This is a genomic window from Pseudomonas sp. GW821-FHT05D12 (assembly GCF_059419825.1).
In genome coordinates this window covers 126,148-149,106 of the sequence record NZ_JBWKSN010000002.1, presented here as the reverse complement: position 1 = coordinate 149,106, position 22,959 = coordinate 126,148, and the positions used below count along the sequence as shown (strand labels likewise).

The 22,959-nt window shown below is 57.6% G+C and carries 33 protein-coding genes and 1 pseudogene; 18 read left to right on the top strand and 16 right to left on the bottom strand.

Annotated elements, in window-relative coordinates; genetic code table 11:
• Window positions 1-711 precede the first annotated feature (711 nt).
• From AC07SI_RS03705 to AC07SI_RS03660, 10 genes are all read right to left on the bottom strand, one after another.
• Window positions 712-1,056, bottom strand: a complete 345-nt coding sequence (locus AC07SI_RS03705; RefSeq protein ID WP_495005130.1) for a hypothetical protein — start codon at window positions 1,054-1,056, stop codon at window positions 712-714.
• Complete coding sequence (locus tag AC07SI_RS03700) at window positions 1,053-1,391, bottom strand: hypothetical protein (protein ID WP_003218335.1); 339 nt, start codon at window positions 1,389-1,391, stop codon at window positions 1,053-1,055. Before AC07SI_RS03700 ends, AC07SI_RS03705 begins: the two co-directional genes overlap by 4 nt.
• A gap of 151 nt (window positions 1,392-1,542) precedes the next feature.
• Window positions 1,543-2,169 carry a hypothetical protein gene (locus AC07SI_RS03695; RefSeq protein WP_315412971.1) on the bottom strand — a complete coding sequence of 209 codons (627 nt, stop codon included), beginning with the start codon at window positions 2,167-2,169 and terminating at the stop codon, window positions 1,543-1,545.
• 125 nt (window positions 2,170-2,294) lie between these two features.
• Window positions 2,295-2,840 (bottom strand): hypothetical protein, encoded by a 546-nt coding sequence (locus tag AC07SI_RS03690; RefSeq protein WP_315412972.1) that lies wholly within the window; start codon window positions 2,838-2,840, stop codon window positions 2,295-2,297.
• Window positions 2,837-3,427, bottom strand: coding sequence for a recombination protein NinG (locus tag AC07SI_RS03685; RefSeq protein WP_495005129.1), 591 nt, complete (start codon window positions 3,425-3,427; stop codon window positions 2,837-2,839). Before AC07SI_RS03685 ends, AC07SI_RS03690 begins: the two co-directional genes overlap by 4 nt.
• The gene (locus AC07SI_RS03680) at window positions 3,424-3,894 is read right to left on the bottom strand and encodes a hypothetical protein (RefSeq protein ID WP_065905515.1); all 471 of its coding nucleotides are present in this window, start codon (window positions 3,892-3,894) and stop codon (window positions 3,424-3,426) included. Before AC07SI_RS03680 ends, AC07SI_RS03685 begins: the two co-directional genes overlap by 4 nt.
• Window positions 3,891-4,688: a hypothetical protein gene (locus tag AC07SI_RS03675; RefSeq protein WP_495005128.1), complete on the bottom strand. Its 798-nt coding sequence runs from the start codon at window positions 4,686-4,688 to the stop codon at window positions 3,891-3,893. The genes AC07SI_RS03680 and AC07SI_RS03675 overlap by 4 nt, the downstream gene beginning before the upstream one ends.
• On the bottom strand, window positions 4,675-5,652 hold the full coding sequence (locus tag AC07SI_RS03670) for a phage replication protein (RefSeq protein WP_495005127.1): 978 nt from the start codon (window positions 5,650-5,652) through the stop codon (window positions 4,675-4,677). The genes AC07SI_RS03675 and AC07SI_RS03670 overlap by 14 nt, the downstream gene beginning before the upstream one ends.
• A gap of 1 nt (window position 5,653) precedes the next feature.
• Window positions 5,654-6,502: a BRO-N domain-containing protein gene (locus tag AC07SI_RS03665; RefSeq protein WP_495005126.1), complete on the bottom strand. Its 849-nt coding sequence runs from the start codon at window positions 6,500-6,502 to the stop codon at window positions 5,654-5,656.
• Between the two features lie 213 nt (window positions 6,503-6,715).
• On the bottom strand, window positions 6,716-6,895 hold the full coding sequence (locus AC07SI_RS03660; protein WP_495005125.1) for a Cro/CI family transcriptional regulator: 180 nt from the start codon (window positions 6,893-6,895) through the stop codon (window positions 6,716-6,718).
• 109 nt (window positions 6,896-7,004) lie between these two features.
• Between AC07SI_RS03660 and AC07SI_RS03655 the strand changes: the two genes are divergently transcribed.
• From AC07SI_RS03655 to AC07SI_RS03645, 3 genes and pseudogenes are all read left to right on the top strand, one after another.
• On the top strand, window positions 7,005-7,661 hold the full coding sequence (locus AC07SI_RS03655) for a LexA family protein (RefSeq protein WP_495005124.1): 657 nt from the start codon (window positions 7,005-7,007) through the stop codon (window positions 7,659-7,661).
• A pseudogene (locus tag AC07SI_RS03650) lies at window positions 7,661-7,888 on the top strand (hypothetical protein); the annotation flags it as partial. The gene AC07SI_RS03655 and the pseudogene AC07SI_RS03650, both read left to right, overlap by 1 nt.
• Window positions 7,889-8,194: 306 nt before the next feature.
• Window positions 8,195-8,626 (top strand): hypothetical protein, encoded by a 432-nt coding sequence (locus tag AC07SI_RS03645; protein WP_495005123.1) that lies wholly within the window; start codon window positions 8,195-8,197, stop codon window positions 8,624-8,626.
• Window positions 8,627-8,809: 183 nt separating this feature from the next.
• Here AC07SI_RS03645 and AC07SI_RS03640 read toward each other — a convergent pair whose 3' ends face one another.
• Window positions 8,810-9,214 (bottom strand): winged helix-turn-helix transcriptional regulator, encoded by a 405-nt coding sequence (locus AC07SI_RS03640; protein ID WP_495005122.1) that lies wholly within the window; start codon window positions 9,212-9,214, stop codon window positions 8,810-8,812.
• A gap of 47 nt (window positions 9,215-9,261) precedes the next feature.
• Here AC07SI_RS03640 and AC07SI_RS03635 point away from each other — a divergent pair, with 47 nt between their 5' ends.
• Together AC07SI_RS03635 and AC07SI_RS03630 are read left to right on the top strand one after the other, a co-directional pair.
• Window positions 9,262-9,993 (top strand): NAD(P)H-dependent oxidoreductase, encoded by a 732-nt coding sequence (locus AC07SI_RS03635; protein ID WP_495005121.1) that lies wholly within the window; start codon window positions 9,262-9,264, stop codon window positions 9,991-9,993.
• Window positions 9,994-10,416: 423 nt separating this feature from the next.
• Window positions 10,417-10,668: a DUF1654 domain-containing protein gene (locus tag AC07SI_RS03630; RefSeq protein ID WP_495005120.1), complete on the top strand. Its 252-nt coding sequence runs from the start codon at window positions 10,417-10,419 to the stop codon at window positions 10,666-10,668.
• A gap of 424 nt (window positions 10,669-11,092) precedes the next feature.
• Here the strand turns inward: AC07SI_RS03630 and AC07SI_RS03625 are convergent, their stop codons facing one another.
• Entirely contained in the window at window positions 11,093-11,653 is a 561-nt protein-coding gene (locus AC07SI_RS03625) for a hypothetical protein (RefSeq protein WP_495005119.1), read from the bottom strand.
• Window positions 11,654-11,735: 82 nt separating this feature from the next.
• Between AC07SI_RS03625 and AC07SI_RS03620 the strand changes: the two genes are divergently transcribed.
• Complete coding sequence (locus AC07SI_RS03620; protein WP_177141818.1) at window positions 11,736-12,119, top strand: response regulator transcription factor; 384 nt, start codon at window positions 11,736-11,738, stop codon at window positions 12,117-12,119.
• Between the two features lie 7 nt (window positions 12,120-12,126).
• On the opposite strand, the gene AC07SI_RS03615 is transcribed toward AC07SI_RS03620, so the two are convergent.
• Window positions 12,127-12,540 carry a hypothetical protein gene (locus tag AC07SI_RS03615; RefSeq protein ID WP_495005118.1) on the bottom strand — a complete coding sequence of 138 codons (414 nt, stop codon included), beginning with the start codon at window positions 12,538-12,540 and terminating at the stop codon, window positions 12,127-12,129.
• A gap of 211 nt (window positions 12,541-12,751) precedes the next feature.
• Between AC07SI_RS03615 and AC07SI_RS03610 the strand changes: the two genes are divergently transcribed.
• The 10 genes from AC07SI_RS03610 (at window position 12,752) to AC07SI_RS03565 (ending at window position 17,630) form a co-directional block, all read left to right on the top strand.
• Complete coding sequence (locus AC07SI_RS03610; RefSeq protein ID WP_495005117.1) at window positions 12,752-13,189, top strand: hypothetical protein; 438 nt, start codon at window positions 12,752-12,754, stop codon at window positions 13,187-13,189.
• A complete protein-coding gene (locus AC07SI_RS03605) occupies window positions 13,186-13,377 on the top strand; it encodes a hypothetical protein (RefSeq protein WP_406597052.1) in 192 nt (63 codons plus the stop codon). The genes AC07SI_RS03610 and AC07SI_RS03605 overlap by 4 nt, the downstream gene beginning before the upstream one ends.
• Window positions 13,374-13,568 (top strand): hypothetical protein, encoded by a 195-nt coding sequence (locus tag AC07SI_RS03600; protein ID WP_406597051.1) that lies wholly within the window; start codon window positions 13,374-13,376, stop codon window positions 13,566-13,568. Before AC07SI_RS03605 ends, AC07SI_RS03600 begins: the two co-directional genes overlap by 4 nt.
• A 389-nt stretch (window positions 13,569-13,957) precedes the next feature.
• Window positions 13,958-14,635, top strand: coding sequence for a hypothetical protein (locus tag AC07SI_RS03595; RefSeq protein WP_495005116.1), 678 nt, complete (start codon window positions 13,958-13,960; stop codon window positions 14,633-14,635).
• 42 nt (window positions 14,636-14,677) lie between these two features.
• Window positions 14,678-15,052, top strand: a complete 375-nt coding sequence (locus AC07SI_RS03590; RefSeq protein WP_495005115.1) for a hypothetical protein — start codon at window positions 14,678-14,680, stop codon at window positions 15,050-15,052.
• Window positions 15,052-15,795: a hypothetical protein gene (locus AC07SI_RS03585; protein WP_369005374.1), complete on the top strand. Its 744-nt coding sequence runs from the start codon at window positions 15,052-15,054 to the stop codon at window positions 15,793-15,795. Before AC07SI_RS03590 ends, AC07SI_RS03585 begins: the two co-directional genes overlap by 1 nt.
• A complete protein-coding gene (locus tag AC07SI_RS03580; protein ID WP_369005373.1) occupies window positions 15,792-16,355 on the top strand; it encodes a siphovirus Gp157 family protein in 564 nt (187 codons plus the stop codon). The genes AC07SI_RS03585 and AC07SI_RS03580 overlap by 4 nt, the downstream gene beginning before the upstream one ends.
• A gap of 7 nt (window positions 16,356-16,362) precedes the next feature.
• Complete coding sequence (locus AC07SI_RS03575) at window positions 16,363-16,608, top strand: hypothetical protein (RefSeq protein WP_495005114.1); 246 nt, start codon at window positions 16,363-16,365, stop codon at window positions 16,606-16,608.
• Complete coding sequence (locus AC07SI_RS03570; RefSeq protein WP_495005113.1) at window positions 16,605-17,075, top strand: hypothetical protein; 471 nt, start codon at window positions 16,605-16,607, stop codon at window positions 17,073-17,075. The genes AC07SI_RS03575 and AC07SI_RS03570 overlap by 4 nt, the downstream gene beginning before the upstream one ends.
• A gap of 69 nt (window positions 17,076-17,144) precedes the next feature.
• Entirely contained in the window at window positions 17,145-17,630 is a 486-nt protein-coding gene (locus AC07SI_RS03565; RefSeq protein ID WP_495005112.1) for a hypothetical protein, read from the top strand.
• Window positions 17,631-17,750: 120 nt separating this feature from the next.
• Here the strand turns inward: AC07SI_RS03565 and AC07SI_RS03560 are convergent, their stop codons facing one another.
• Complete coding sequence (locus AC07SI_RS03560; RefSeq protein WP_495005111.1) at window positions 17,751-18,581, bottom strand: DUF3825 domain-containing protein; 831 nt, start codon at window positions 18,579-18,581, stop codon at window positions 17,751-17,753.
• 119 nt (window positions 18,582-18,700) lie between these two features.
• On the opposite strand from AC07SI_RS03560, the gene yejK reads away from it, so the two are divergent.
• Window positions 18,701-19,708, top strand: a complete 1,008-nt coding sequence (gene yejK, locus AC07SI_RS03555) for a nucleoid-associated protein YejK (RefSeq protein ID WP_495005110.1) — start codon at window positions 18,701-18,703, stop codon at window positions 19,706-19,708.
• Here the strand turns inward: yejK and AC07SI_RS03550 are convergent.
• On the bottom strand, window positions 19,705-19,971 hold the full coding sequence (locus AC07SI_RS03550; RefSeq protein ID WP_495005109.1) for a hypothetical protein: 267 nt from the start codon (window positions 19,969-19,971) through the stop codon (window positions 19,705-19,707). The genes yejK and AC07SI_RS03550 overlap by 4 nt on opposite strands.
• Window positions 19,972-20,020: 49 nt before the next feature.
• Entirely contained in the window at window positions 20,021-20,491 is a 471-nt protein-coding gene (locus AC07SI_RS03545) for a hypothetical protein (RefSeq protein WP_495005108.1), read from the bottom strand.
• 49 nt (window positions 20,492-20,540) lie between these two features.
• Between AC07SI_RS03545 and AC07SI_RS03540 the strand changes: the two genes are divergently transcribed.
• On the top strand, window positions 20,541-22,586 hold the full coding sequence (locus AC07SI_RS03540) for a DNA cytosine methyltransferase (RefSeq protein WP_495005107.1): 2,046 nt from the start codon (window positions 20,541-20,543) through the stop codon (window positions 22,584-22,586).
• The last annotated feature ends 373 nt before the right edge of the window (window positions 22,587-22,959 follow it).

The following is a 22,959-nucleotide window of genomic DNA, read 5'->3' as shown; positions in this document are numbered from 1 at the left end:
TCCAGAGCAACGCAGGGCATACGAAAATGGAGCTTGGTTATGTGCAACGCACGCCACTCTAGTGGACAGGGCTCCTGAGGATTTTCCGCCGAGTGTTCTTCAAGGATGGCAACGTAGTGCTGAGGCCAGAGCACGCAATGACGTCTATGGCGTTTCGACAGCGGCCACAACTACTCAACCTGAAATCAGCTCTGCTCTCGCGAAGTTCATCCCGCTCGCGGGTAAAGCTATTGAGTTCCGTATGACAACATTTTTTTTCGCCGGGTTTCAGGTGCCGAAGGAGTCAGTCAACGCTATGCAGCGCCTAATCCGAGAGTGCTCAGGCTATCACTGGCACCCAGGTCACCCTTGCCACTCTGGCAATCACGTGACGCTTTCAAAACAGGATTATGTAATCAGCACCATTCGGCAAATGATCGATTTGCTCTCAGATAAAAACAGATGGGTTTCTGATCACACCGGTTATTCCGTCGCGTATGCCAGCGAGTCTCATATGAACGCTGCATTCGAGTCATTGAAAAAGGCTTACGGCGAGGTAGATTCCACACTTCATGAGCTTAGGCAGTATATGAGGGGGCAACCCAACTACTCGGCGTACTGATATGCAGACTCTTTCGCTAATCTGTTGGTTGCGGCTAGTGCGACCAATTCACGGTAGCGTTTTTCCATAACGTCTCGACACAATTTGCTGACTCGCAAACGTGTCGCGACTTACCTGCCTCGCCGCTCGATTCCGCTTGGCGCCTTGTCGCAACGCATGCAGTGCTCGCAGTTCAGCGTCCGGCATAGCCAGGCCTTCACCCGCTGCCAGTACGTGACCATGAAGATGTGTCGGGCGCCGGCCAGGGCCAGGGCGACATGCAGAGTCAGGCCGGCACTGCTCGGGCCAAAGAAGATGTTCTGGCTGCGCGCCATAACGACGAAACCACTAATGGCGATGGCCGAGTAGATCAGCTTCCCAAGGATGCCGTCCCTCACCTTCCCGCTCAGTACGCACCAGGCTGCCCACAGCGCGATAAGGCCGCAGGCGATGGAGTTGATCAGTTCAAGATTCATGGTGGATTGCCTCCCCCGAACCGCTGGCGAATGAGCGCCCAGAGGTCAGCGGATTTGATGGCTCGATTGATGGCCGCCAGGAGCGAGCCGCCGAAGGCCCCCAGCAGGAAGCCGATACCGGCGACGATCTTCGGCTCGGTCACACCGAGGTAGGTGCTGACCATGCTCGTCAGGTAGATCGAGCAGGCCATGCCGGTGATGAGGAAGATCATCCAGGCACGCCAGTCGTTCAGGTCGTCCTTGTGCCACCAACTGGCGATTACCGCGCCAACGAGGCCAGCAATCAGCAATTCGAACCTGTCGATCTTGTCGAGCAGGCGCTGTAGATACTCCATGCGCTCGACTCCGTGGGGGCATGTTTGAAATAGGTCGGCTGCAGCAGCACTCCCAACTCAGAGCGATGGGTGTGGCGGGGCCGAAAACGAAAAAGCCCCGGCGAATGCCGAGGCTTGAATGTGTATCCCGCTGTAGAAAAAGGACGCCTGACTACTCAACTTCCGTCAGGCGGGGCAATGTACGCCTTATGACCTCTTTTTTGGTTTCCTTCCATGCTTGATGCAAGTCATGAAAGTCTTCATCAACACCCCAGCGATGGCCAAAGGACGGGAGGTCAAAACTTTCCCTCAATTTGCATGCCAACAAGTGGGCCTCGTAACCAAAGTAACCGACCACTTCAGCCTTATGATTGTGTACCTCGGTCGGATCGAAAGAGGACTCATAAATCCAATATAGATGCTCACTTGCCAAGGCTTTTTCAGTGGCCAGCCATGCTAGATCACTTGCATGCTCAGCATCTAAATGCTTCAGCGTGTCCTCGGTGACCTCTAGATCAGGATATGAACATCTTGGCCAGTTTTGGTAGTGAGTGTGCGGATCCATTGGACCGGTTACTTCGTGATAGTCCCGAACGTTTTGCCGAGATTGAATAACATAGAGGTCCAGCCTCGCAATGACCCCTATTGCAGCAAATTTTGCGTCTCTCACCCTGTCTCGACGCTTAAAGAGCCAGTCTTTGAACCAGCCGATCGCAGAGGCGACCACACCACTTGCCAAGACAATTTTTAGAATGTCTCCCCAGCCGAGAACGGTAGCCCCTACCTGAACCGATTCCATCACCTAATTCCTTATAAAAAAAGCCCGACTCTGTGGCCGGGCTCTCGGTATCAATCCCTAATGCGCAAGGACGACAGGATGGGTAAATACTCTCTCACTTTCTCACTCGGTGCAATGGCTTTTCGCTACGCCGCGCAACTTTCGATTAATCCTTCTGCATCGAGCAGTTCCTGAGCGGCAGTGAGCGCCTCGTTCACCTGGTCATCCAGCGTCTTGCGGATCCCTGAGCGCCACCGGTACCGGGTTGATTCCGGCTTGCCGTCGTTATCCCAGTTTGTGATGTCGTACCAGGCAGCCGGCAGGACTGCGGCGGAGCGCTTACCCTCGGTACCAGCAACCTGCGGAATGGCCCAGGTCAGCACGGCGCATTCCCGGAAGCGTTTCGGCGCCGGCGTCTTCACCGAATTCAGCAATTCCAAAATGGCGCCGTGTTTGCGCTCCTGGTGCGTCGAGTACTTGGCCACGAGCGCCCGCCAGTGCGCCGGGGTCAACGCCTTGTGTAGCCGACCGAACACCCAGCAGTCCTGGAGAAACGCCGCCTCCTTGCCGACGATCTCCCCCTTCTGCTTGGCGCACTGAACCTTCGGCTCGAAGTCGCAGCCGCCGGCCGAAGTGATGGTCTCGGCCGCAAGGGCTCGAACTACTGCTGAAACAACGTTGCGATAGGTCATGCTGCAGCCCTCTTCAGCTCTCTTGTCTTTGCCCGGTAGTAGGCCTTGATGCCCTTGATCTGCTCGACGGTGTACTTGCGCACGCTCTGGTCAGCTTCCAAGGCGTCGACGGCCTCCTGGCCGATGCGCGCGATCAGCCCGATCCGGTAATCCACGGCATTGCCCGAAAGGAAGCGGTTGTCTTGCTTGCTCTGGGCGTGGCAGTTGCGTTCATCGAAGCGCAGGTGCGGCGCGGAGCCAACGCTGCGGTAGTGGCCGGCATCGACTGCGTTGCCGCTCCAGTCCAACGGCTTGCCGCTGGAGATGCAGAGGTGGCCGGCGGCCTGGTCCCGGGTACGGACGTATTCGTTGAACGCCTGCTGAGCCTCACGCATGTGTTCGCCGCGGCTCTTCAGCTTCTCCTTACGGACCTTGATCTCGCGGCGCTCGACCTGGGCCAGTGACTTGCGCGCCTTCGCCTGATTAACGTCCTTGATGGCCAGGCCGCACTTCGGGCTGCATACGGCCTGGCCCAGGCGCTGCGGCGGGAAGCTGATGCCGCATGCCGGGTTCTTGCACTTCTTCGGTTTGGGTTGCTTGGCGATCATGCAGCCTCCTTGCTGAGTAGATCAGTGAAAACCACACCTTGGCCTGTGAAATAGGCGGCGATGCGGTCGGTGTAATTGATGCCCTGGGCGCGATTGAACAGGCTGGTCACCGGGAAACCGTCGGGGCCGAACAGATGACACTCCCCCATCATGGCCAGCTTCGTTTCGTACGGCAGATGGCGCATGACCCGGTACCACTCGGCCTGAAAGCCGGCATCCTCGTTCAGCAGGATCTGCACGCCAAAGTGCAGCTTGCAATAGCGCCGGGCGTCAGCCGCGTCACCGATCTGGGTCATTTCGGCGATGCGCTTATACATCCCGAACCACAACCGGTTCTGGTCAAGCGTGCGGTCCTTGCCAGCGCGCAGGGAGACCACCACGAACTTCTTGTCTCGGTACATGGCGCTCAACTTGGTGATAGCCTCAGAGAGCTTGGCCTGGCAGTTGACGCTGATCTTGTCGGTCATTGCACCGCCCTCTTCGCTTCCAGTTCCTGAGCTTGCTTGATGAGCAGCGCCCTGCGATCCGCCAACTCATTTGCCGCGTCAATCCGCATTTCGGTTTTCCGTTCGGCACTGGCCTTGCGCATTTCCAGCATCGAGTTTTTCACCAGTTCCAACTTCTGCCGAAGCTGGGGCTCTGGCCGTGTGACGGTGCCCGTGAGTAAGCCGGCGATGGCGCGACCGTCCTCAGTGATCGGCTCGACGCTCAGGTCCGTCAGGTACTTCTGGGCGTGTTCGCGCGGGATTCTCTTCAGCTCCATTGCCTTAGTCACAGCCTGCACGCGACGGTTTGCGTCGAAGCCCACGGACACGTGCCAGTTGACCGGTTTCGCATCCTCGCGGGCCTGCCCTACGAAACGCTGGTAGGCATCGATGAACGCCATGCGCGCACCGATCTTGTCGCCGCCATCCAAGATGGGCTTCGCAGCAGCCAGGGCCAGCTGGATCTCGTCGGTCAGCACCACTGTTTCAAATTCGTCGTTGGTGGTCATGGCGATGGCCCAGGCCTCGTCCTTGCCCGGGCGCCCGTCGGAGGACTGGACGCGTTGCAGGATGTCAGCCATTGCCAGCTTGCCCTTCACCTCGAAGCGGCAGGCCTTCAATGCGGCTTTGACGACGGGCACCGGATACGCGCAGAGGTCTTCAGCCATCATCGCGGCAGTGCCCGGGTTCATTTCCTGGCCCATGGCCTCGGCTGTGGCGCAGATGGCGGCGGCCAGCCCGGCAACCTGCTGGTCGTTCATTTCAGAGGTATTCATTGCGGTCACCTGCTTGGCGTTTGGCCAGAACCATCTGGGCGGCCTGCTCCGCTGCGGAGTGGTTAGCCTCGGTCCGTTCCATCTGGCGGGCGGTTGTGCCGTTGATGCGCTGCCCAGTGACCCACTGGGTGTGGTAGCTCTCGGCGTTGGCCAGCAGCTCGTTGAGGCTGTGGCACTTGCGCAGGACGGCGGCATCGCTGGTTTTCAGGAAGTGGGCTGCCACGTGGTGGGCTACATCGGCACCGAGGCGATCGACCAGTTGGCCGAGCTGGCCGCCGACCTTGGCATTCCACACCGGCCAGGCGCTGTAGCGTTTGCGGTAAGCCATGGCGTAATTCGCCCAAACCTTGAAGGTTTTGCAGGTCTGATCTTTGGGGCCCGGCATGTCGGCGGGGATCTCAACCCGTGGGGCATCGGTGCGATCAACCACCAGCACCAAGCCGCGGGACTGAGCCGGCTTGCCGGTGGCGTCCTGCAAGTCCTGACTGGTGTCCTGATTGGTACCCTGATGATTGGTATCCTGATTTGTCGGAGATTTATCCGACCCTTGCCCGGATTTTTTTCCGACCTTGCTCGGAGATTTATCCGAGGTAGATCGGATATTTTTCCGACCCTTGTTTTTTGGTGGGGTCGGATATTTTTCCGACCCGTCCAGCTTCTGGTTCCACTCGATTGCCTTCTCTGTGAGGCGGAAAAGCGTGATGTTCGAAGTGCTGGAAAGCTCAATCAAACCGGCCTCTTCCAGGGCCTTCAGCATGCGGTAAGCGGTGTCTGGCTTGTCAGTGAGCAGCGGTAGCTCCTCGATGATCTTGGCCTTGCTCAGCGCGAAGAAGATCCCGTCATCAGTCTTGATTGGCTTGGTCCAACTCGGGCAGCCGTAGACGAAGGCGAACAGCAGGGCTTGCTGAGAATTCAGCCCCCATTCCAGCGCCTTCACCTGGTTAATCGTGACGGTGTATTGCATGTCAGGCCTTCCTGACCTTAGCGGCCAATTCAAGGAAGCGATCCACGTACCAGTGAGGCTGCGTCTCGCGGGGGCATTGAGGGCTGGTGAGGTTCTTGCCGTAGGCCATGCCCTTCTCGGTCACGGACCAAAAATCGACCATCTCCTGCTTGGAGTTTTTGCGCTGGAGGACCTTGAGGAAGCCGTGGGCTTCAAGTGCAAGGTTGAAGGCGCGCGCGGTGCTGGCGATGGCGTGATCTTTGATCAGGGCGGTAATTGCCTTGGTGGGCATCGAAGAGCCGCCAGCGGCATCTGGCGCGGCGTCGACGGCGTAGCCTGGGAGGAACTTGGCGTCCAGGCCGTTGTTGGTGGCGATCTGGGCGAGCATCATCACTTGGCTGGATGGCGCAGGCTTCAGCATGCGTGTGAAGCATTCCAAAATGGCAAGCTCGCCGACGATCTTGGAGTTGTTCGGACCCTGGGCAGAAAAGGTGCCGGTCTTGCGGATGCTCGGCAGCACCTGCCCGACCACCCACTCTTCGAACTTCTCGGCGGCCGGCAGCTTGGACTTCATCACCAGCCGGTACAGGTCCCGCTCCGGGATGATGGTCATGAAACCACCACCCTGTTTCGGGGTAGTGGTCGCAGCCTTGCAGTGACGGGACACGGCGTTCTCTGGCTTGGAGTAGCCGAGGGCGTCGGCGACATCGCGCGCGACAAACCACGGATCGCCGAGCTTGTCGGTGATGACCCGAATTGCGGCGCCGTCGAAATCGAACGGAATCACTGCTGAATTGCGCGCCACGTTTTCAGATTGCGAAAAACGTGGCGCGAGATTGGTAGAGCTATTGATATGTGGCGGCGTTTGCATATAATCGGCCTCGCTAAGTTTTATCGAAGAAGCCGACCTCGACCGTCGGCTTTTTTATTGCCTGTAATTCGGCGCCGAAGCACCAACCACCTCGCCCTACTCCCCGCAGCGCCTCTCTCAAAACCCACTGGATAAAACACCAGCGACCTCAGGTTTCTTACTTCGCAGACCGGCTGGGCCGATACTGGCTACATGGGCAGAAGGGTTTGCCTGTCAGGCGGCTTGGTCTTTCTTTGTCGCCTTGAACTTGCCCTTGGAAAGGACCTGGATCTGGTACTGCCGGGATTCGGGGATCGTTCCCCCCCACATGGTCACGGCGCTTGGGCGGATGCCCAAGGCGAGTGCCAGCTTCGTCTTGCTGCCGAAGAATTCGGCGACTTCATGCGTATTCATTGCGCATCCTCGTTCGAGCCTGCCGCAATTTAAGCATGCTTAAGTTATGGCATCAACGGTGATTTGCACCTACTGCATGCTTAAATTCAGTTAACTTAATATTGAGTCCATGGAAAGACACGAACGTATCGCCCGCGCCATACAGGTCAGCGGTAAAAAGAAAGGGGAGATTGCATCGCTTTGCGGCGTTGCAAATTCGGCCGTCACTCAGTGGATCACCGGCGAGAGCAAAAGCCTCAGGCCGGAGAACCTTTATGCCCTGGCGAAAGCGACTGGCTTTAGGGCTGAGTGGCTAGCCATTGGCGAGGGCAATGAGCGGGAGGCTACCGAATCAAATATCTCCCCTGCCGCCCATCCCACAAAATCATTCCGCTACCCGGTTGTGAGCTGGGTTGCCGCCGGCGCCTGGGCGGAAGCAGTGGAGCCCTACCCGGCCGGAATCTCGGACACCTACGAGTTTTCGGAGTACGACTCCAAAGGCCCGGCGTTCTGGCTGACAGTTAAAGGGGACTCAATGACGGCGCCCGCCGGCCAGAGCATCACCGAGGGCACTCTGATCTTGGTGGACACAGAGGCTGAAGTTGCACCAGGTAAGCTGGTCGTGGCCAAACTGCCGGACAGCAACGAAGCCACATTCAAGAAGCTGGTCAGCGATGGCGGACGGCTGTTCCTGAAACCTCTGAACCCGAGCTACCCCATCGAGGCAGTCGACGAGAACTGCCGGATCGTGGGCGTAGTTGTGCAGGCGCTGCAGAAGTTTTACTGATGCCATCCGCCCTTGGAAAGCCATCGATCTCATGGCGAGAGCAGAGCTTTTGGAACAAGGTGTGGACCTATGCTCTGCTGGCACTCATGGTGGTTTTCACAACCGAAGCTGGCATTTGGCCGGACGGCAGTTCATCCCATCGCAAGCGAGTCTTCAGCCCAGGCTTCGTTGTGGTCTGCGTTTTCGTGGCCGTGGTTGAGCTGATAGCGCTGAACCACTTCTATGGCGCGACCGGACGAGGTGCAGGCGGGAAGGACTGTGCGGGACCGTGCAGAACCAGCCAAATGACTTGCCCGGCCCAGCGCCGGGCTTCTTGTTTCTGTCTTTTCACATACAGGCTCCCTTGGCCATCCCGAGTCATGGTGAGCCCACTTAAGCCTGCCCTCCGCCGCCAAATCCATCACGGCATATCTTGTTACAACCATTCGCCCGCAGGGACCGCCCGGAGAGAACTACAAACTTCTACTCCAGTCCTAATTCTAGGCGTGCTTTAAACCGTGAGCGCCTGCTGACAACCCATAGAGGTTCACAAAATGAAAATGACACTGCCCGCCCTATTTTTTGGTGCCCTCATCTCACAAGGAGCAATGGCAGCCGGAGATGGCACAGCCGCTCTTGGAGGCGGCGTTGGTGGTGCACTTGGCAACATCGTAGGTCAACAGCTCGGCGGCTCAACGGGAGCGGCGGTAGGCGCCGGCGTAGGTGGTGCTGCGGGCAGTGCTGTCGGCGCTCAGAGAGGCAACAGAGCTGAAGCCGCATTAGGTGGCGGTATCGGCTCGGCTGGTGGCTCACTCATTGGTAACCGCCTCGGCGGCACGACTGGCTCGACGATCGGTGCAGGTCTCGGCGGCGCTGCGGGTGGCGCGCTAGGAAACAACCTGGCTGATGATGAGAGCGGTCATCGATCGGATGGTAAGAAGCACAAAGGCAACAACAAACATAAACATAAGAACAAGCATCGTTAGTCCCTGACGCTTCTACATCGAAGCCCGGCAGCACTGCGCTGGGCTTCTTGTATCTGCCCTACCTCCCTCGCAGCACGGACCGTCTCGATTCTTGGTCGGCTGTAAGCGTCCGACGAAGTCAAGCTCTCCATCCACGCTACAAAGGTGATGGCGTCCACCCCCAAGGTACCAACAACGCCATAACTAGATTTTTGTCGAGCCGGCCGAGTCGTAACGAGCACGAGCCGCATCAAGTGCGGGAAAATGATACTCCGCCCACCGATCCAGCGCTGTTAGCGTATCAACCAGAGAAAGCGCTACCGCGGTGAGCCGATATTCAACGTGGATAGGCCTATCCGATATCTCTCGTCGCTCAAGCAATCCGTTCCGCTCAAGCTTCTTGAGGGTTTGCGTCAAAACCTTCTGAGAAATACCCTCTATTTGCCTAAGCAGTTCACCGTTGCGCATGGGGTGCTGAGCAAGAGCAGGCACTATTAACATCACCCACTTTCCAGAGATGAGTTCCAACGCGTCACGCGCTGAACAATTTTTTGAATACACGTTACCAGGGTGCGCCAAGGTGGTTACCTCCAGGTGCGTAATTGCCATGATGAGCGATACGGTACAGCATTCGTAAAACAGCTGAGGTAGACCGCATGCATGTTCTTATCGTTTTAGCGCACCCTGACAATGAGTCCTTTAACAGCCAGTTAACCGCAGCAGCCAGATCTGCTCTTGAAGCGGCAGGGCACGTGGTAACTGTATCTGACCTCTACGCCGCGAAGTTCGATCCAGTAGAAGACGGTCGGCATTACGGTGATCGCCTGAACACGCAGCAATTTGTTGCGCTAGCGGAGCAGCGCCACGCCAGCAAGAATGGCACTCTGCCGAGGGACGTACAGCTGGAAATTGAAAAACTCGAAGCTGCAGATCTCGTTATCTTGCAGTTTCCACTTTGGTGGCACGGCCCTCCCGCCGTTCTGAAAGGCTGGTTTGATCGAGTCTTTGTTTCTGGCCATCTCTACAACAGTAAAATGCGATACGAAACAGGCTATTTTCGGGGAAAGCGGGCAATCGTATCAGTCACGACTGGGGCACCTGCTTCAGCTTTCGGGCCTGGCGCCAGAGGCGGGGAAATGGGGGTAATGCTCTGGCCTATCCACTATTCTCTACATTATCTAGGATTCTCAATTCTCGCACCTGAATACCATTTCGAGGTCTCAGGGCATGGCTATAGTTATAGTGAAGAGTCTGAAAATCAGAAGCGACTACAGGCTAACATTGAGGATTGGTCTAAACGGGTAGCTCATCTGGATTACGAAAGAACACTTACTTTTTCGGGTTGGGCTGACTGGGCAGAAGACGGGAGCTCCAAATCATCTAAATGATAGAGCTACCTGCTTTCATAGACTATGCATGCTGGATAATCCCATAGCCAACATATCCTAGAACTGCAGATTATATAAGCGAATGACTAGCAAGCGACTACATCGCGCGCATATAGAGCCTGATCATGAGCTAGCCAAATTGAAATCTCACGAATAATACACTGGGAAAATTGTGCCCCGGCGCCGGTCAAGTTCCTCTTCCGGCCAATTAGCCACCAGTCAGTATTTAACACACTGGCCTTGCCCAAGGATCGGCACCTCAGGTGTCACAGAGAGCCCGCTATGGAGCGGGCTTTTTGGTATCCGTCGGAAACGCCCCCGCTTCAAAATATGCATTTATGCATGAAACTTCTCGCCACCCTATTGCCAAGATATGTCAATGCAAATACTGTGTATGCATACAGTACTCGCAAGGAGCGAAGCATGAACCAGGCACCCTCCCCCACACCCAAACCGAGAAATTCCTACGAGCTTGTGGGCCACCGCCTGCAACGCATAATTGCCTCCCCCAGAGTACAGAGGATTCAGTTGGTGGAAGTATCCAGGCGCGGCGATGAAAGCCCTGAAGCTTGGCACCAGGTCATCCAGGATATCGGCGACACCGCCGGCATAAGCATCGAGCATCTAGATGACGGCGCCGTCAGGATCGGCTGGCGCGAGTACTGCGACTCATAAAAGAGCCCGCCGTTGAGCGGGCTTTTTATCGCTCGCAAATTTCAGCAATCTGAATTTATTTATTCAGCATGCTTGACACATTAATTTCAGCTTGCTTAAACTCATCTCAAGCCAGCAGCGAACACCGCCGGCCAGCAGCGAGAGCTGCGCCGCTCTTTAGTTTCAAGTCCGGTTCGCCGGCAGGCCTCAAGAAGCCAAAACCTGTAACGCAACCCAGCACAGTGAGCCTGGGTTCACGAGGGCCTCCCTCGGTCCAGCGCGGAAGGGCTGGTAAGTGGAGTGATGACAGGAATTCGTGGTCATCGGAACAGTCAGAACAAGGCCGGCAATCGACGCCAGTAGCGGATATCCGGCCAGCAACACCAGAAGCCTTCACGTCAGCACCCGCATCGGATGCTTTCGGAAGACAACCGGACAGGGACAATTAGCGCTTGCCAAGCCCCGGAGCGCCGCCACTCACAACGTGAATCCAGCCAGTCGGAACAGAGCGGCCAGGGCTTGATGGAAGGTAGGCATCATTTACATACTTTGTGCATGCAGCGCAGAGAGTTGGAGGGTTAGCCCAGTTGGAGTAGATGTGGAATTGTTTTTTGCAGTTGAAGCATTTTTTTTCAATTCGCTCCCCTGCCGTTTTCGCCTCTTTAATAGCCGCCTTCGAGGCTTTTCGACTCAGCTTCCTGTTCCCTGCTATCTCTTGAAATTCGCGGATCTTGTTGAGGCGGGCAAACTCGCGTCTCAACTCTAGCGTTGTTTCATCAACCTCATGATCTGGAGTTGGATCATTGGAAGGTACGGATCTTTTTTCCTGCCGAAACTGGCGCGCAAGGTCGTCTCGCTTTTTTTCTGAAACCCCCGCAAAGAATTTTTCTGATTCGTCACTGAAATTTTGCCCTGGAATATGGGGAGTAGTGACTGCCTTCTGTTTCTTCAGAGACTCCATTTCTTCTTTCAGTTGCTGAAGTTTCTGAATGTTCTTGGCGTCCATTGGCGTGGGCCCATTCCTTGGATGTTTGCCAAGAGTAGCAATTCGCCTCCACCACACACCAGCTCTAGCTCGAGGGACGATTATGGAAGCAACAATCATCAACGGTTCATGGAAGGGCCACCTCGGACGTGGCCTTGCGCCGCGAGAGCTTCAGTTCCTGCTTTGGATTGCCCAGGGCTTCACCTCGAAAGAGATCGCCCGGGAGGCAGGCATTGAGGCAGGCACTGTCAAGAAGCGCTTGACCAATGCGATGTTCAAGCTGGGCGTGACGAAGCGCACTGCTTTGGTGGCCGAGGCCATGAAACGCCAGATCATCACGCCGGTGTGCTTTGTGCTGGCGGCGCTTATCGCCATGCACTCGATGATCAGTGACGACTCCTTGCGTCGTGATCGGCGGGCGCCGGAAAGGCGAATGGCTCAGGTGCGGATGGTACGCCGGGCTGAGTGCGCTGAATTGACTGTATGAGCAGGTGCTACCGATTTTGCCGAGAGCTGATTAGCTGCTGGCATCTATCAGCCATCTGAGGGAGGGACTCAGCCACATCAGACAGCACGCGGTACATCTCATGCTCGTCCGGAAACGGGTACACCTCGAGGTTGAGAGCGATCTGAATCTTGCGTAGATCTGTGCCTTCGACGAGCCAGCGCTCAGCGGTGCGAGTCATCGCTGACCCGTTGTCATCCGTCTGCCAGGCAAGAAAGTCGAAGAGCCGGGCCACCTGCATGAAAGCGATCGAATCGGGAATATCGGCAAAAAGCCGGTCAGCCAGATTTTCCTCCCCAAACTCAATCACGACTGCATGAACAGCACTAAAAGCCTCAGTGTATTCAGGCTCGTGGCTCTCTGCTGCGATCACCCTTAATGCCCTTTCAACGACCTGATGCATAGCGACCCCTTGCTCCGAGAAGGAGTGTCGATGCTACCAGCCTTCAGTGCGACCCGCTAAACGGCAAGAGCCACGGCAGCCGAAAAAAACCGACACCTACCCCTGCACATCTCTACTACGTCAGCACTCCTCCCCCGCGCCCATCGGAAACCAGCGGGAGGCATGAGTGTTGACGAATACAGGTGAACAACCCGCCACCTTGGAGGCGACCATGAACGCAGCATTGAATATTTGCCAGGAGCGTTACGACGCTCAGTTGCCTCCAGAGGTCAGCGAGAGCGACGAGGTGACGGACTGGCTCGAGCATTCGGCGGAGCGCCTGGTGTGCGGCGTCGACATCAAGTGGAAGCGCCGCTACGGCCAGTCCCAAGTGGTGACGTTCGATCGGTTCTGCACTGCTCTGCAAGGCCACCTGAACCAGCGCCAGATCGACGGCCTGGACGAGCGCGACTCACTTGCTCGACTGTTCTTGTCGTCGATCCTCGGCGGCCAGGCAGATTCACGCGGACACGCTGCTGACTTGATCGGCCAGCCCCACCCCATCGAGGCCGCCGAGCGGATCGCCATGGACCTTCTCCGGCCCTACGCCGCCGACGCAGTAGCAGCGGAACGGGAAGAGGCAGAAGACGACGTGGATACAGACCTATGAGCCCTCACATCCTGATCGATGAGGCGCTGGAGGCACTGGAGCATCCCAGTAGTGAGCCCGGCGCCCAAGCCGTCGTGGCGCGGATGATCACCAATATGCTCACCGGCGACGCGATCACCGTCGAAGAATTCAACCACTACTGCCAGCGCCTGCTGAGAATCACCAGGCACCGCAAGGAGGCTGCATGACCACCGCACCGGTTACATCATTGGTCGACGAGCAGCTCGACGACATCGAGCGCCGCATTGCCATCCTGGGCTTCGGCCTTCCCTTCAACGAGCTGATAGGTCGAAAGCGTGAGGACCTTGTGCGGGATCTGCCTCAGCGCTTGGCGCCAACCATGAAGGGCGGCCGGATTGCGGTGAGGGTTCGGCCATGACGATGATTTGCGGAAACTGCAACCAGGCCGGGATTCGTTGGGTTGGCCCATTCAGTAGCTTGGCCCATACCGAGTGCCCGCACTGCGGCGGCACTAACTGCCAACTGGCTGACCAGTCAGAGGGGGAAATCGAGGAGGAAGTTGAGTGCGGATGCGGGCGCAAATCCGGCCCCCCGAACTTTGATGATGGTCGCTACTACTGCGGCAGCCAGTGGTGTATGCCATGACCACCCACCAGCAGCACCGGCGCCGCGCCATCCGTGCCCTGTCGACCATCGTAGGCCTGACCTTCCTCACCATCGTTTTCTTTGGGCCCGCCATCGGCGGCCTGATCACCCAATAAATTATTCCGCACAGCGCCCACCGCAAGGATGGCGCGGGAGATAGTCATGCTCGCAGCAATTGCAGATCGCATTCGTTCTAAATCCTACGAACTTCCCCTGTCCCGCGATTACGTCCGCCACTGGGGCCTGAAAGAAGCCATACGGGAGCTGGTACAGAACGCGCTGGACAGCGAGTCGCCGTTTGAATATGCATTCGCCGACGGCCAGCTGTTCATCACCAGCCGCTTTGCAAGGCTGGAGGCCAGCACGCTGGTGCTGGGCAACACCTCCAAGACTGACCGCTCCGACGCAATCGGCAGCTTCGGCGAGGGCTACAAAATCGCCCTGCTGGTACTGACCCGGAATGGCTACGACGTGAAGGTGCTGAACGGCAACAAACAATGGGTACCAGAGTTCCGGCACAGCGACCAGTTCGACGCCGAAGTGTTATGCATCAACGAGACCCCGGCGCACCGGCAGAATCAGGGCGTTGAGTTCGTTGTCTCCGGTCTCACTGAGGATGACGAAGCGGAAATCCGCAGCATGTGCCTGCGCATGCAGCCGCCAATGAGCGACGTCATCGGCACCAAATACGGCCACATCCTGCCCTCCCGGCCGGGGAAGCTCTACGTCGGCACGCTCTTCGTGTGCGAAACCGACCTGACCTACGGCTACGACATCCTCCCCGAACACCTGCAGCTTGAGCGTGATCGCCAGACGGTCAGCGGTTGGGACTTGAAATAGGTATCTAAAAACGCCTGGATCGACACCGGGCGCCTGGATGAAGTGGCGGAGAAGATCGAGGCAGGAATTCCCGACGTTGAATACGTCGAGTATGGCAGCACTGAGCTTGTGAAGGAGGCCTGCTACAGGTTGTTCCAGCAGAAGCACCCCGGCGCCATTGCAGTTCAATCCCAGGAAGAGCTGAACAACCTGGTCAAGCAGGGAATGACCAACACCGTAGTGGTGAGCCGGACCTTGCACTCTCAGGTTTCAAACTCGACTTCGTACAAGCAGCAGGTCTCCCACGTCGTTGCCATCCAGACGCCCAAAGCCGCCTTGGAAGAATGGTATCGCGACCACAAAAAATACATGAGCAGGCTGCCGTCGGCTTCCTTCAAGGAGCTGGCCAAGCGTGCTGACAGCTGGAGGAACAAGTGATGTCTGAGAACACCAGGATATGGAATCAGGTCGAGACAACCGACCCCGAAGTGACCAAAAAATTTACCGGCGCGGGTGGCTTTAAGGGGACTGCTATCCGCCCCACTTACCTGATGCATCGGGCCACAGAGCTGTTTGGCCCGTGCGGGGAAGGCTGGGGCTGGACAGTTCTTGAGGATCGCTTTGACGAAGGCGCGCCCCTTCAAGCGCCAACGAAAGAATGGCCTGGAGCGCCAATGATCTGCGCGAAGGTGCATACAGTAAAGGTAGAGCTTTGGTACACGGGCAAGGCCGGGCAGAAATGCACAATCCAGCAGTACGGCCACACACCATTCGTATACCTGCAGCAGGGGAAAATCCTTACTGACTGGGATACGGCGAAAAAGTCCCTCACCGATGGCATCGGTAAGTGCCTGCAAGCCCTGGGCTTCGCAGCTGACATTTACCTGGGCATGTTCGACGACCCCACCTACGTCGACACCATCACCGAAGAATTCAAGATTGAGAAGGCTGAAGACAAAGACGCCGAAATTCTGCGCCAAAAACAGGAGCGCATTGACTGGCTCGCCTCGGCTGTCGAGACCATCGGCAAGGCGGTAACCGCCTACGAGCTGAAAACACTGAACGTGAAATACATTCGTGAGGCAACACGCCGCAACGAGCCGGCTTTCATCGCGCGGATCACCCGGGCGTTCGAAGAACGTAAAGCCACCCTGGAAAAATTGACTGAGGACGCAGCATGACTCAACTCTACGCACTGACCGGCAAGCTGGCTGAGCTCCAGGCCATGGCCGACACCGATGATGAGGGCCTGAAAGAGGCTCTTCAGCACGCCATGGACGAAGTGCAAGGTGACTTCAACGACAAGGCCGACAATATCGTTATGTTGCGCCGAAACATTGAAAGCGACGTGACGGCTATCGACAACGAAATCGAGCGCCTGGCTGAACTCAAGCGGATCAAGTCCAACAGCGTTTCGCAGATCAGCGACTACCTGCGCCGCAACATGGAAGCCGCCAACATCAAGTCGATCAAGCGTCCGCTCTTCACCATCACGCTGGCCATGGGCAGCGAACGGGTGATCGTGGACAACGAAGATGCAGTGCCGGACGAACTGACCACTGTGAAGTCGAGCATTGCTCCGGACAAAAAGGCCATTGCCGCCAAGCTCAAGGAAATCCGCGAGCATAACGAAGCGGTGCGCAAGCGCGTGGCAGCCGGTGAAGACGCTGAACACGAACTCCTACCCGAACCTACCTGGGCTCACTTGGAGCGCGGCGACAGTTCGATCCGAATCAAGTGAGGTCGCCATGTACGTCAGCAACCACCTAAGCCTGGTCGAGGAACAGCGGCAGCACGTTGATTCAATCGCGGAACGTACAGCGCGGTTCCTGGCCACCGGCGGAACCGTAGCGCAGTTACCAAGCCCGCCACGCAAACCACTACCACCGCCCCGCTCCACCAAGATCGACCCCGAAACCATTCTCAAGCGCCGCAAGCCGCCCATCACCCGGGCCGAGCGTGAAGCGCTGCGCAAACTCGCGGAGGCTTTATGAGCAAGAGAAAGCCGCATAACCTGCAGGCGCGCATTGCCCGGTCGTGCCGCTCGCTTCTGTCATCCAACCATGTCGCAGTGGTGAACATCGACCCCAGCGGCCGCCAGGGCATGATCAATTACAAGTCGCTGAAGAACATCGCGCCGGGGAAGATCGGCCAGGCCGTCTGCGGCATTCCCCACCGGTGGACGATCTACCTCAGCGCCCTCTGCATCGACGCCCGCGGCGACCGCTACAGCAAATCGGTGGAGGTGGCGCCTGATGGCGTTTACCTCTCCGACCATCTGGAAGACGTAATCGAGCATTGCTACAAGAAGCTGCGTGACGAGGCAAACCAAAGCCAGATGGTGGCTTCCGGCTGGATCGCTATCCCTGACACCCTGTCTTTGGACGAGGAGCACGCCGCGCGGATCTTCGAAGCGGTCGGCGCCTGGCACCAGGTGAAGGTCGCTGCATGCGCCGCATAGCCCGTACCCAGCAACGCAAACGACAAACCTGGCTCGCACTGCCGGCCAGCGGAATAGAAGAGGTAGGCCATGGCAGTCGAACAGAAGGAACGCACGGTCAAGCTTGCCGAGAAGCGGCTGGAGCTGGGCGAGCAGGAATTGCGGCATACGGTCCCGCACGGCACCCGGCAGATGCTCGACGAGTTGATGCTCTGGCATGGGATCGAGGAAGTCAGCGAGGCGGTGCAACTGCTGGTGCTGAATGGCCGGGCCGAGGATCTTCCTCCGGCGCCGCCGAAAGTCAAAGGACCATCTGACATCATCCGCCACTACTTCCGCCAGGGGATGCGTGACCGATTGGCAGAGCTCACCGCCGACATGGGCGAGACGAAACACCGGGCTACCGTCTGGCGACTGATCGCACATGCCCACTCAGTGGGCGCCGATGAATCCGCACGCTACTTCAAAATTAAGCGCCACGCTTTAGACGTATCCGAAAACGTGGCGCGCAAATTACGGCAAGCAGGATTCGCCGAATCGCTTCAAATGAACTCCGAAGAGGACGGCGACGAATAACCCACCCGACTCGCCGCATCCGGACGGTGGGCAGCGAAAGAGCAAGCTCATGATTCACCAGAAAGTGGTATAGCGAATAACACGCCTCTTCCCTCGATCCAAGCAAGACGAAGCTACGGGCTATTCCGCACTCTCAACTTCAGGGTTATCAATCTCAGCCTCGGTCATCTCATCAGCATGTACTTCCCACGCTGATATCAACCAGTGCGGCAATTGATCATGACGCTTAACGGCAACGCGGGAATTACCGTACGACATATGCGGAAGAAGCACCGTCCGTACAAGAAGGCTGTCTGGATTAACTTGGACGGGAGCGATCAAATCCGGAGCAGCAGTAATGTCCTCTCTTGACTGTAAATACAAAGGAACGACATAGGTCATTTTCCCAAAGTACCACTGTGGAAGGTGAAGGCCTCTATTTATAGACCATTGGATTGCACCAGAAATTGCGCACATCTGGGCAACTCTAGGCGTTTGTGCTAGCCACGGGAACCGGCCGGCATTATCACCCAGAATATGGTCATGCATCATCACGATCTCAGCCCGAGCAGGGATTTCTGGCTCGTTTGGTATATCAGGAGGTATTGGCAGTTGGGGAGCGGAAATCTTTGAGCCTGCAGCTACAACATAATAAGGCTCGCGCCCAGGGTTCCTGTTTTTGGCAAAAGCCAAATAGAGCGGGGTGCCGTAGCGAGTTTGAAGGTGCCCAGCTGTCACATAAAACTGATTAGAGCTTTCGGTATATCTGCCCTGCTCAATGCTCCATGCTACGTGTACAGCCAGATACTTTTTGAGAACGTAGTTATCCGCACCCCAGTTCTGTGAAAGCGCATCAACGGCAAGGCTGTCGATAAGGTCTTTCGGTACGAATGCAAACTTATTGAAGCGCTCGACGACCTTGTTTGTATATGGATCACCCAGCTGCTGCAGTAGCTCTTGCTGTTCAAACATTTCCAATTCCTTGTGGTTAGGCCAGACAGACTGTGGTCGGCCGCCTCGTATCAAACACCAACCCAAACCAAATTGCCACCACCGGTCACGGAGGGCGGCGCCTACCCGAGGTAAAAGCAATGCCCATCCGCCACAGCATCATCCACAAGATTGACAAGAAGCCCAACGGCAGCCCGGCCGTTCTGTTCCTGGGCACATCCGAGCAGGTCGAAAGCCAAGCCCGCGACGACTTGATGAGCCTGCTCAACGAAAGCTACAACGCCACGGCTGGCAAGGGCTGGGGGTTCTTCCACCAAGAGTCAGGCGCTTACCCATTCAGCGGCTGGCTCGGCAAGTACTTGGCTGGCGTCACCCACTTCCTGTCGTTCAGCACCACGGCCGTCGAACACCTGACCAAGCTGATGGAAGAATCGAACCTCACCACCGGCGGGCACGCCCTCTTCTGCCATTACCAACAAGGCATGACCGATTACCTGATGATTGCCCTGGTGCAGGAAACCGAAGCGGTGACCATGACCGAAGAACTGGCCCTGATGACAGTTAAGCGCCTGGACCTGGATCACATCCGCTTGGCCGCGCGCATCAACATCAGCGAGTGGCAGGCCAACCACCAGTCGAAACAGTACATCTCGTACCTGAAGGGCAAGCAGGGCCGGAAGCTCAACGACTATTTCCGCGACTTCATCGGCTGCCAGGAAGGAATCGACGGCCCAGGCGAAACCCGAACGTTGCTGAAGGCGTTCAGCGACTTTGTTGAAAGCGAGGATCTTGGCGAGGAATCGGCGCGGGAGAAGACCAACACCCTGGTCAGCTACTCCATGGCCCAGGCCAAGCTGGGCGAACCGATCACCCTGGACGAGCTGTCGGGCCTGATCGACGAAGACCGGCCGAAGAGCTTTTACGACTTCATCAAGGCGAAGGACTACGGGGTTTCCGAAACCCTCCCCCCGGACAAGAACACCCTGAACAAATTCCGGCGCTTCACTGGCCGGGCCGAGGGCATGTCGATCAGCTTCGAGGCGCACCTGCTGGGCGACAAGATCGAGTTCGACGAAGCCGGCGGCACGCTAACGCTCCGCGGGCTACCTACCCAGCTCACCGATCAGCTCAAGCGAGCTACCGCCTAAACACCCGCTTGCTGCTTGTAGGATTCCAGCTTGGCCAGAACCTTGGCCTGAATACGTTCGACGGCCTCTTCGTTCGGGTCGTCAACGGCTATCACCGCCTCCTTGATCAGGGGCTGGCCTTCAGCTTGCGGCGAGACTAGTGGTGCAATTACTTTTGCCCTGTGGATCAGGGTGGCATCTTGCGCAAGCTGATTCCCCACGTAGATGTGCGAGTAGCCATTCAGCGCGGTCTCTTCGATCTGATCTTCACGAATCACAAGCATCTATCTCTCCTTGATCCGGCTCCATGCCGGTCTCCCGTAATACCCCATATCACTGAACAGCGCCAGATGGCGGCAAGTAAGATGCGAGTGCTTTGTATGCTTCAGAAAAGTACCCCCTGAATCGCGGATCACCAGAAAACTTCACGCGGTAGTCTGCTATCTCTGGCTCATCCGTCATTTCAAATGTACTGAGAAAGGCATCCTGCTCGGAAATTAGTATCTCGGGCTGGCTGTACTCCTCAAATTGGCTGCCAGTGATATCTATCTGTAACTGTCCAAGTTTTAGCCAGACGTGAGAGCCAAGCTCGCCTCTGTGTCCACCACATGCCCCAGAGATTCTAAGGGCACCTGGAAGTCCCTTGTCCGTTAGGTACGCTGCCAACAATGCAGATGAGTCATCACAGCATCCTGCTGGAAACCTCTTGCTAATCGATATCTGGAAAAAGAAACCGCTTTTGACCAATTCGTGAAGTGCGGACCTGAAGGTTTTCACCTCTTTAAGCAGTTCATTTCGATCCATCTGACATCTCCATTTCGAATCGCTCCGAATATACCTGCGAGGATCCCCTATGTCCGCACAACAGAAGAAACACCCCTTCGATTTCAAAACCCAATACGGACTCGGCTTCAACCCTCAGGACGATGAGATCGTTGTCGACTTCTTCTGCGGCGGTGGCGGCGCCGGTACCGGGCTGGAAATGGGCCTGGGCCGCACGGTAAACGTGGCGAAGAACCACAGCCCGCAAGCGATCAGCATGCACACCGTGAACCACCCGTGCGCGAAGCACTTCACCACCGACGTGTTCGAGGGTGATCCGGACACCGAGTGCGGCGGTAAGGCCGTGGGCTGGTTCCACATGTCGCCGGACTGCACCCATCACAGCCAGGCGGCCGGCGGCCAGCCGCGTAAGCGCGAGATCCGCAACCTGTCGTGGATCGGCCTCAAGTGGGGAGGAAAGAAGCGGCCCCGGGTAATCAGCCTGGAAAACGTGAAACAGATCCTGCAATGGGGCCGACTGATCGCCAAGCGCGACAAGGTCACCGGGCGAGTGGTGAAGCTGGACGGCAATATAGCGGCACCTGGCGAGGTCGTGCCGGTGGGCCAGCAGTTCCTTATTCCCGATCCAAAGCAGCGCGGCCGCACCTGGCGCCGCTTCGTGGCTCTGCTCGAGGGCATGGGCTACGTCGTCGAGTGGAAGGTGATCAAGGCGTGCGACTTCGGCGCGCCCACCAGCCGGGAGCGCCTGTTCATGATCGCCCGGTGCGACGGCCAGCCAATTGTATGGCCGGAGCCGACCCATGCCAAGAACCCTGCCAAGGGTCAGCAAAAGTGGAAAACAGCCGCTGACTGCATCGACTTCACCGACCTGGGAAAAAGCATTTTCGGTCGCAAGAAGGACCTGGCCCCGGCCACCCTGCGCCGCGTTGCCAAGGGAATGAAGAAGTTTGTCATCGACAGCGCGTCGCCGTTCATTGTGCCGATTGCCAACTGGTCAGGTGAGACGGTGCAGTCTGCCGACGAGCCGCTGCGCACCGTCACCTCCTACCCGAAGGGCGGCGCTTTCTCGATGGTCAGTCCGATCATCGCCCCGGCAACGCACCAGGGCAGCGACAGAATCAATGACCCACTCGATCCGCTGCCGACGGTGACCTGCGCCAATCGCGGCGAGCTGACGCTTATCAGCCCGTTGATGGTTGGCGCCGGCGGCCCGGAGTACTCAGGAAAGCCGGTGGGCATGGACCAGCCGGTGGGCACGCTGATGACCCAGAACCACCGCGCGATCGCTGCGGCACACCTGGTGAAATTCCGCTTCAATGACGCGGGCAAGGCGCTGGATGAGCCATTGCCAACCATCACCAGCGGCGGCAACTATCAGCGCCCGGCCGGGGCCGCACATGCCATGGGCATCTCCACGGTGTTCATGGCCCAGATGAACGGCGGCTTCAACACCACCGCCGCCAAGAGAATCGAAGACCCGATGACCACCGTAACGAACACCGGTAGCCAGCAGCAGCTGGTGGCGGCGAACCTGGTGCACCTGCGCGGCAACTGCGACGCCCGGGATGTTAACGACCCGCTGCACACCGTAAGCGCCGGCGGCCAGCACCACGGGTTAGTCAGCGCATTCATGGAGCGGGCATTCGGCGGCAGCATTGGCCAGGGCCTGGACGATCCGGCGCCCACCATCACCGCCGGTGGCGGCGGCAAGAGCTCGCTGGTGTCGCTCACCCTGTCACCGGAACACGAAGCCGGTGCCCTGCGGGTTGCCGCGTTCCTGATCAGCTACTACGGCACCGAGAACATCAGCGCTTGCGACTCGCCGGCGCCGACGATCACCACCAAGGACCGCCTGGCCATGGTCACCGTTATGGTCAAGGGCACGCCCTACGTGATCGTCGACATCTGCCTGCGGATGCTCAAGCCGTCCGAGCTGTACAAGGCCCAGGGATTCCCGGCCGACTACATCATCAGCCACGGCGCCGACGGCAAACCGTTTACCAAGACCCAACAGGTGCACATGTGCGGCAACAGCGTCAGCCCACCGCCGATGGCAGCGCTGGCACGCGCCAACGATCCATGGCGCACGGAACAACGCCAAGCCCGAGCGGCATAACTCACCCCAGCGGAATGGCCGAGACCCACTCGGCCAACCAGCTGAGGCCGCGAAAAATGAGTTCGATCAGGACTTGGTACATCAGGTCAGCGACCAGCTGTTTCATGTGGAACCCCAGTTTTTTTTGCAAGAAGGGCCCCATCGTGCGGCATGCGTTCAAGACCGTAGTGTGGTCTCGCTTTTTTCTGAATTCACCACTCCACCGCCCGGGCATGGCCCGGCAAGGACACCAACGTCTAAGGAAGCGCGCAATTCCCTACTGGAGACCGCTTAGACGTAAACAAGCCGGGTGACAATATTCGAATCGATTATTGGGGTGGTGTAACTATCTTGTTGATCGGCTATCCATCGTCGTGCCAGGTAGATATCGAAC

What these genes read in the sequence shown, in the direction of transcription:
- AC07SI_RS03705 (WP_495005130.1), bottom strand. Translation starts at nt 1,056, where the DNA reads ATGAATCTTGAACTGATCAACTCCATCGCCTGCGGCCTTATCGCGCTG.
- AC07SI_RS03700 (WP_003218335.1), bottom strand. Translation starts at nt 1,391, where the DNA reads ATGGAGTATCTACAGCGCCTGCTCGACAAGATCGACAGGTTCGAATTG.
- AC07SI_RS03695 (WP_315412971.1), bottom strand. Translation starts at nt 2,169, where the DNA reads ATGGAATCGGTTCAGGTAGGGGCTACCGTTCTCGGCTGGGGAGACATT.
- AC07SI_RS03690 (WP_315412972.1), bottom strand. Translation starts at nt 2,840, where the DNA reads ATGACCTATCGCAACGTTGTTTCAGCAGTAGTTCGAGCCCTTGCGGCC.
- AC07SI_RS03685 (WP_495005129.1), bottom strand. Translation starts at nt 3,427, where the DNA reads ATGATCGCCAAGCAACCCAAACCGAAGAAGTGCAAGAACCCGGCATGC.
- AC07SI_RS03680 (WP_065905515.1), bottom strand. Translation starts at nt 3,894, where the DNA reads ATGACCGACAAGATCAGCGTCAACTGCCAGGCCAAGCTCTCTGAGGCT.
- AC07SI_RS03675 (WP_495005128.1), bottom strand. Translation starts at nt 4,688, where the DNA reads ATGAATACCTCTGAAATGAACGACCAGCAGGTTGCCGGGCTGGCCGCC.
- AC07SI_RS03670 (WP_495005127.1), bottom strand. Translation starts at nt 5,652, where the DNA reads ATGCAATACACCGTCACGATTAACCAGGTGAAGGCGCTGGAATGGGGG.
- AC07SI_RS03665 (WP_495005126.1), bottom strand. Translation starts at nt 6,502, where the DNA reads ATGCAAACGCCGCCACATATCAATAGCTCTACCAATCTCGCGCCACGT.
- AC07SI_RS03660 (WP_495005125.1), bottom strand. Translation starts at nt 6,895, where the DNA reads ATGAATACGCATGAAGTCGCCGAATTCTTCGGCAGCAAGACGAAGCTG.
- AC07SI_RS03655 (WP_495005124.1), top strand. Translation starts at nt 7,005, where the DNA reads ATGGAAAGACACGAACGTATCGCCCGCGCCATACAGGTCAGCGGTAAA.
- AC07SI_RS03645 (WP_495005123.1), top strand. Translation starts at nt 8,195, where the DNA reads ATGAAAATGACACTGCCCGCCCTATTTTTTGGTGCCCTCATCTCACAA.
- AC07SI_RS03640 (WP_495005122.1), bottom strand. Translation starts at nt 9,214, where the DNA reads ATGGCAATTACGCACCTGGAGGTAACCACCTTGGCGCACCCTGGTAAC.
- AC07SI_RS03635 (WP_495005121.1), top strand. Translation starts at nt 9,262, where the DNA reads ATGCATGTTCTTATCGTTTTAGCGCACCCTGACAATGAGTCCTTTAAC.
- AC07SI_RS03630 (WP_495005120.1), top strand. Translation starts at nt 10,417, where the DNA reads ATGAACCAGGCACCCTCCCCCACACCCAAACCGAGAAATTCCTACGAG.
- AC07SI_RS03625 (WP_495005119.1), bottom strand. Translation starts at nt 11,653, where the DNA reads ATGGACGCCAAGAACATTCAGAAACTTCAGCAACTGAAAGAAGAAATG.
- AC07SI_RS03620 (WP_177141818.1), top strand. Translation starts at nt 11,736, where the DNA reads ATGGAAGCAACAATCATCAACGGTTCATGGAAGGGCCACCTCGGACGT.
- AC07SI_RS03615 (WP_495005118.1), bottom strand. Translation starts at nt 12,540, where the DNA reads ATGCATCAGGTCGTTGAAAGGGCATTAAGGGTGATCGCAGCAGAGAGC.
- AC07SI_RS03610 (WP_495005117.1), top strand. Translation starts at nt 12,752, where the DNA reads ATGAACGCAGCATTGAATATTTGCCAGGAGCGTTACGACGCTCAGTTG.
- AC07SI_RS03605 (WP_406597052.1), top strand. Translation starts at nt 13,186, where the DNA reads ATGAGCCCTCACATCCTGATCGATGAGGCGCTGGAGGCACTGGAGCAT.
- AC07SI_RS03600 (WP_406597051.1), top strand. Translation starts at nt 13,374, where the DNA reads ATGACCACCGCACCGGTTACATCATTGGTCGACGAGCAGCTCGACGAC.
- AC07SI_RS03595 (WP_495005116.1), top strand. Translation starts at nt 13,958, where the DNA reads ATGCTCGCAGCAATTGCAGATCGCATTCGTTCTAAATCCTACGAACTT.
- AC07SI_RS03585 (WP_369005374.1), top strand. Translation starts at nt 15,052, where the DNA reads ATGTCTGAGAACACCAGGATATGGAATCAGGTCGAGACAACCGACCCC.
- AC07SI_RS03580 (WP_369005373.1), top strand. Translation starts at nt 15,792, where the DNA reads ATGACTCAACTCTACGCACTGACCGGCAAGCTGGCTGAGCTCCAGGCC.
- AC07SI_RS03575 (WP_495005114.1), top strand. Translation starts at nt 16,363, where the DNA reads ATGTACGTCAGCAACCACCTAAGCCTGGTCGAGGAACAGCGGCAGCAC.
- AC07SI_RS03570 (WP_495005113.1), top strand. Translation starts at nt 16,605, where the DNA reads ATGAGCAAGAGAAAGCCGCATAACCTGCAGGCGCGCATTGCCCGGTCG.
- AC07SI_RS03565 (WP_495005112.1), top strand. Translation starts at nt 17,145, where the DNA reads ATGGCAGTCGAACAGAAGGAACGCACGGTCAAGCTTGCCGAGAAGCGG.
- AC07SI_RS03560 (WP_495005111.1), bottom strand. Translation starts at nt 18,581, where the DNA reads ATGTTTGAACAGCAAGAGCTACTGCAGCAGCTGGGTGATCCATATACA.
- yejK (WP_495005110.1), top strand. Translation starts at nt 18,701, where the DNA reads ATGCCCATCCGCCACAGCATCATCCACAAGATTGACAAGAAGCCCAAC.
- AC07SI_RS03550 (WP_495005109.1), bottom strand. Translation starts at nt 19,971, where the DNA reads ATGCTTGTGATTCGTGAAGATCAGATCGAAGAGACCGCGCTGAATGGC.
- AC07SI_RS03545 (WP_495005108.1), bottom strand. Translation starts at nt 20,491, where the DNA reads ATGGATCGAAATGAACTGCTTAAAGAGGTGAAAACCTTCAGGTCCGCA.
- AC07SI_RS03540 (WP_495005107.1), top strand. Translation starts at nt 20,541, where the DNA reads ATGTCCGCACAACAGAAGAAACACCCCTTCGATTTCAAAACCCAATAC.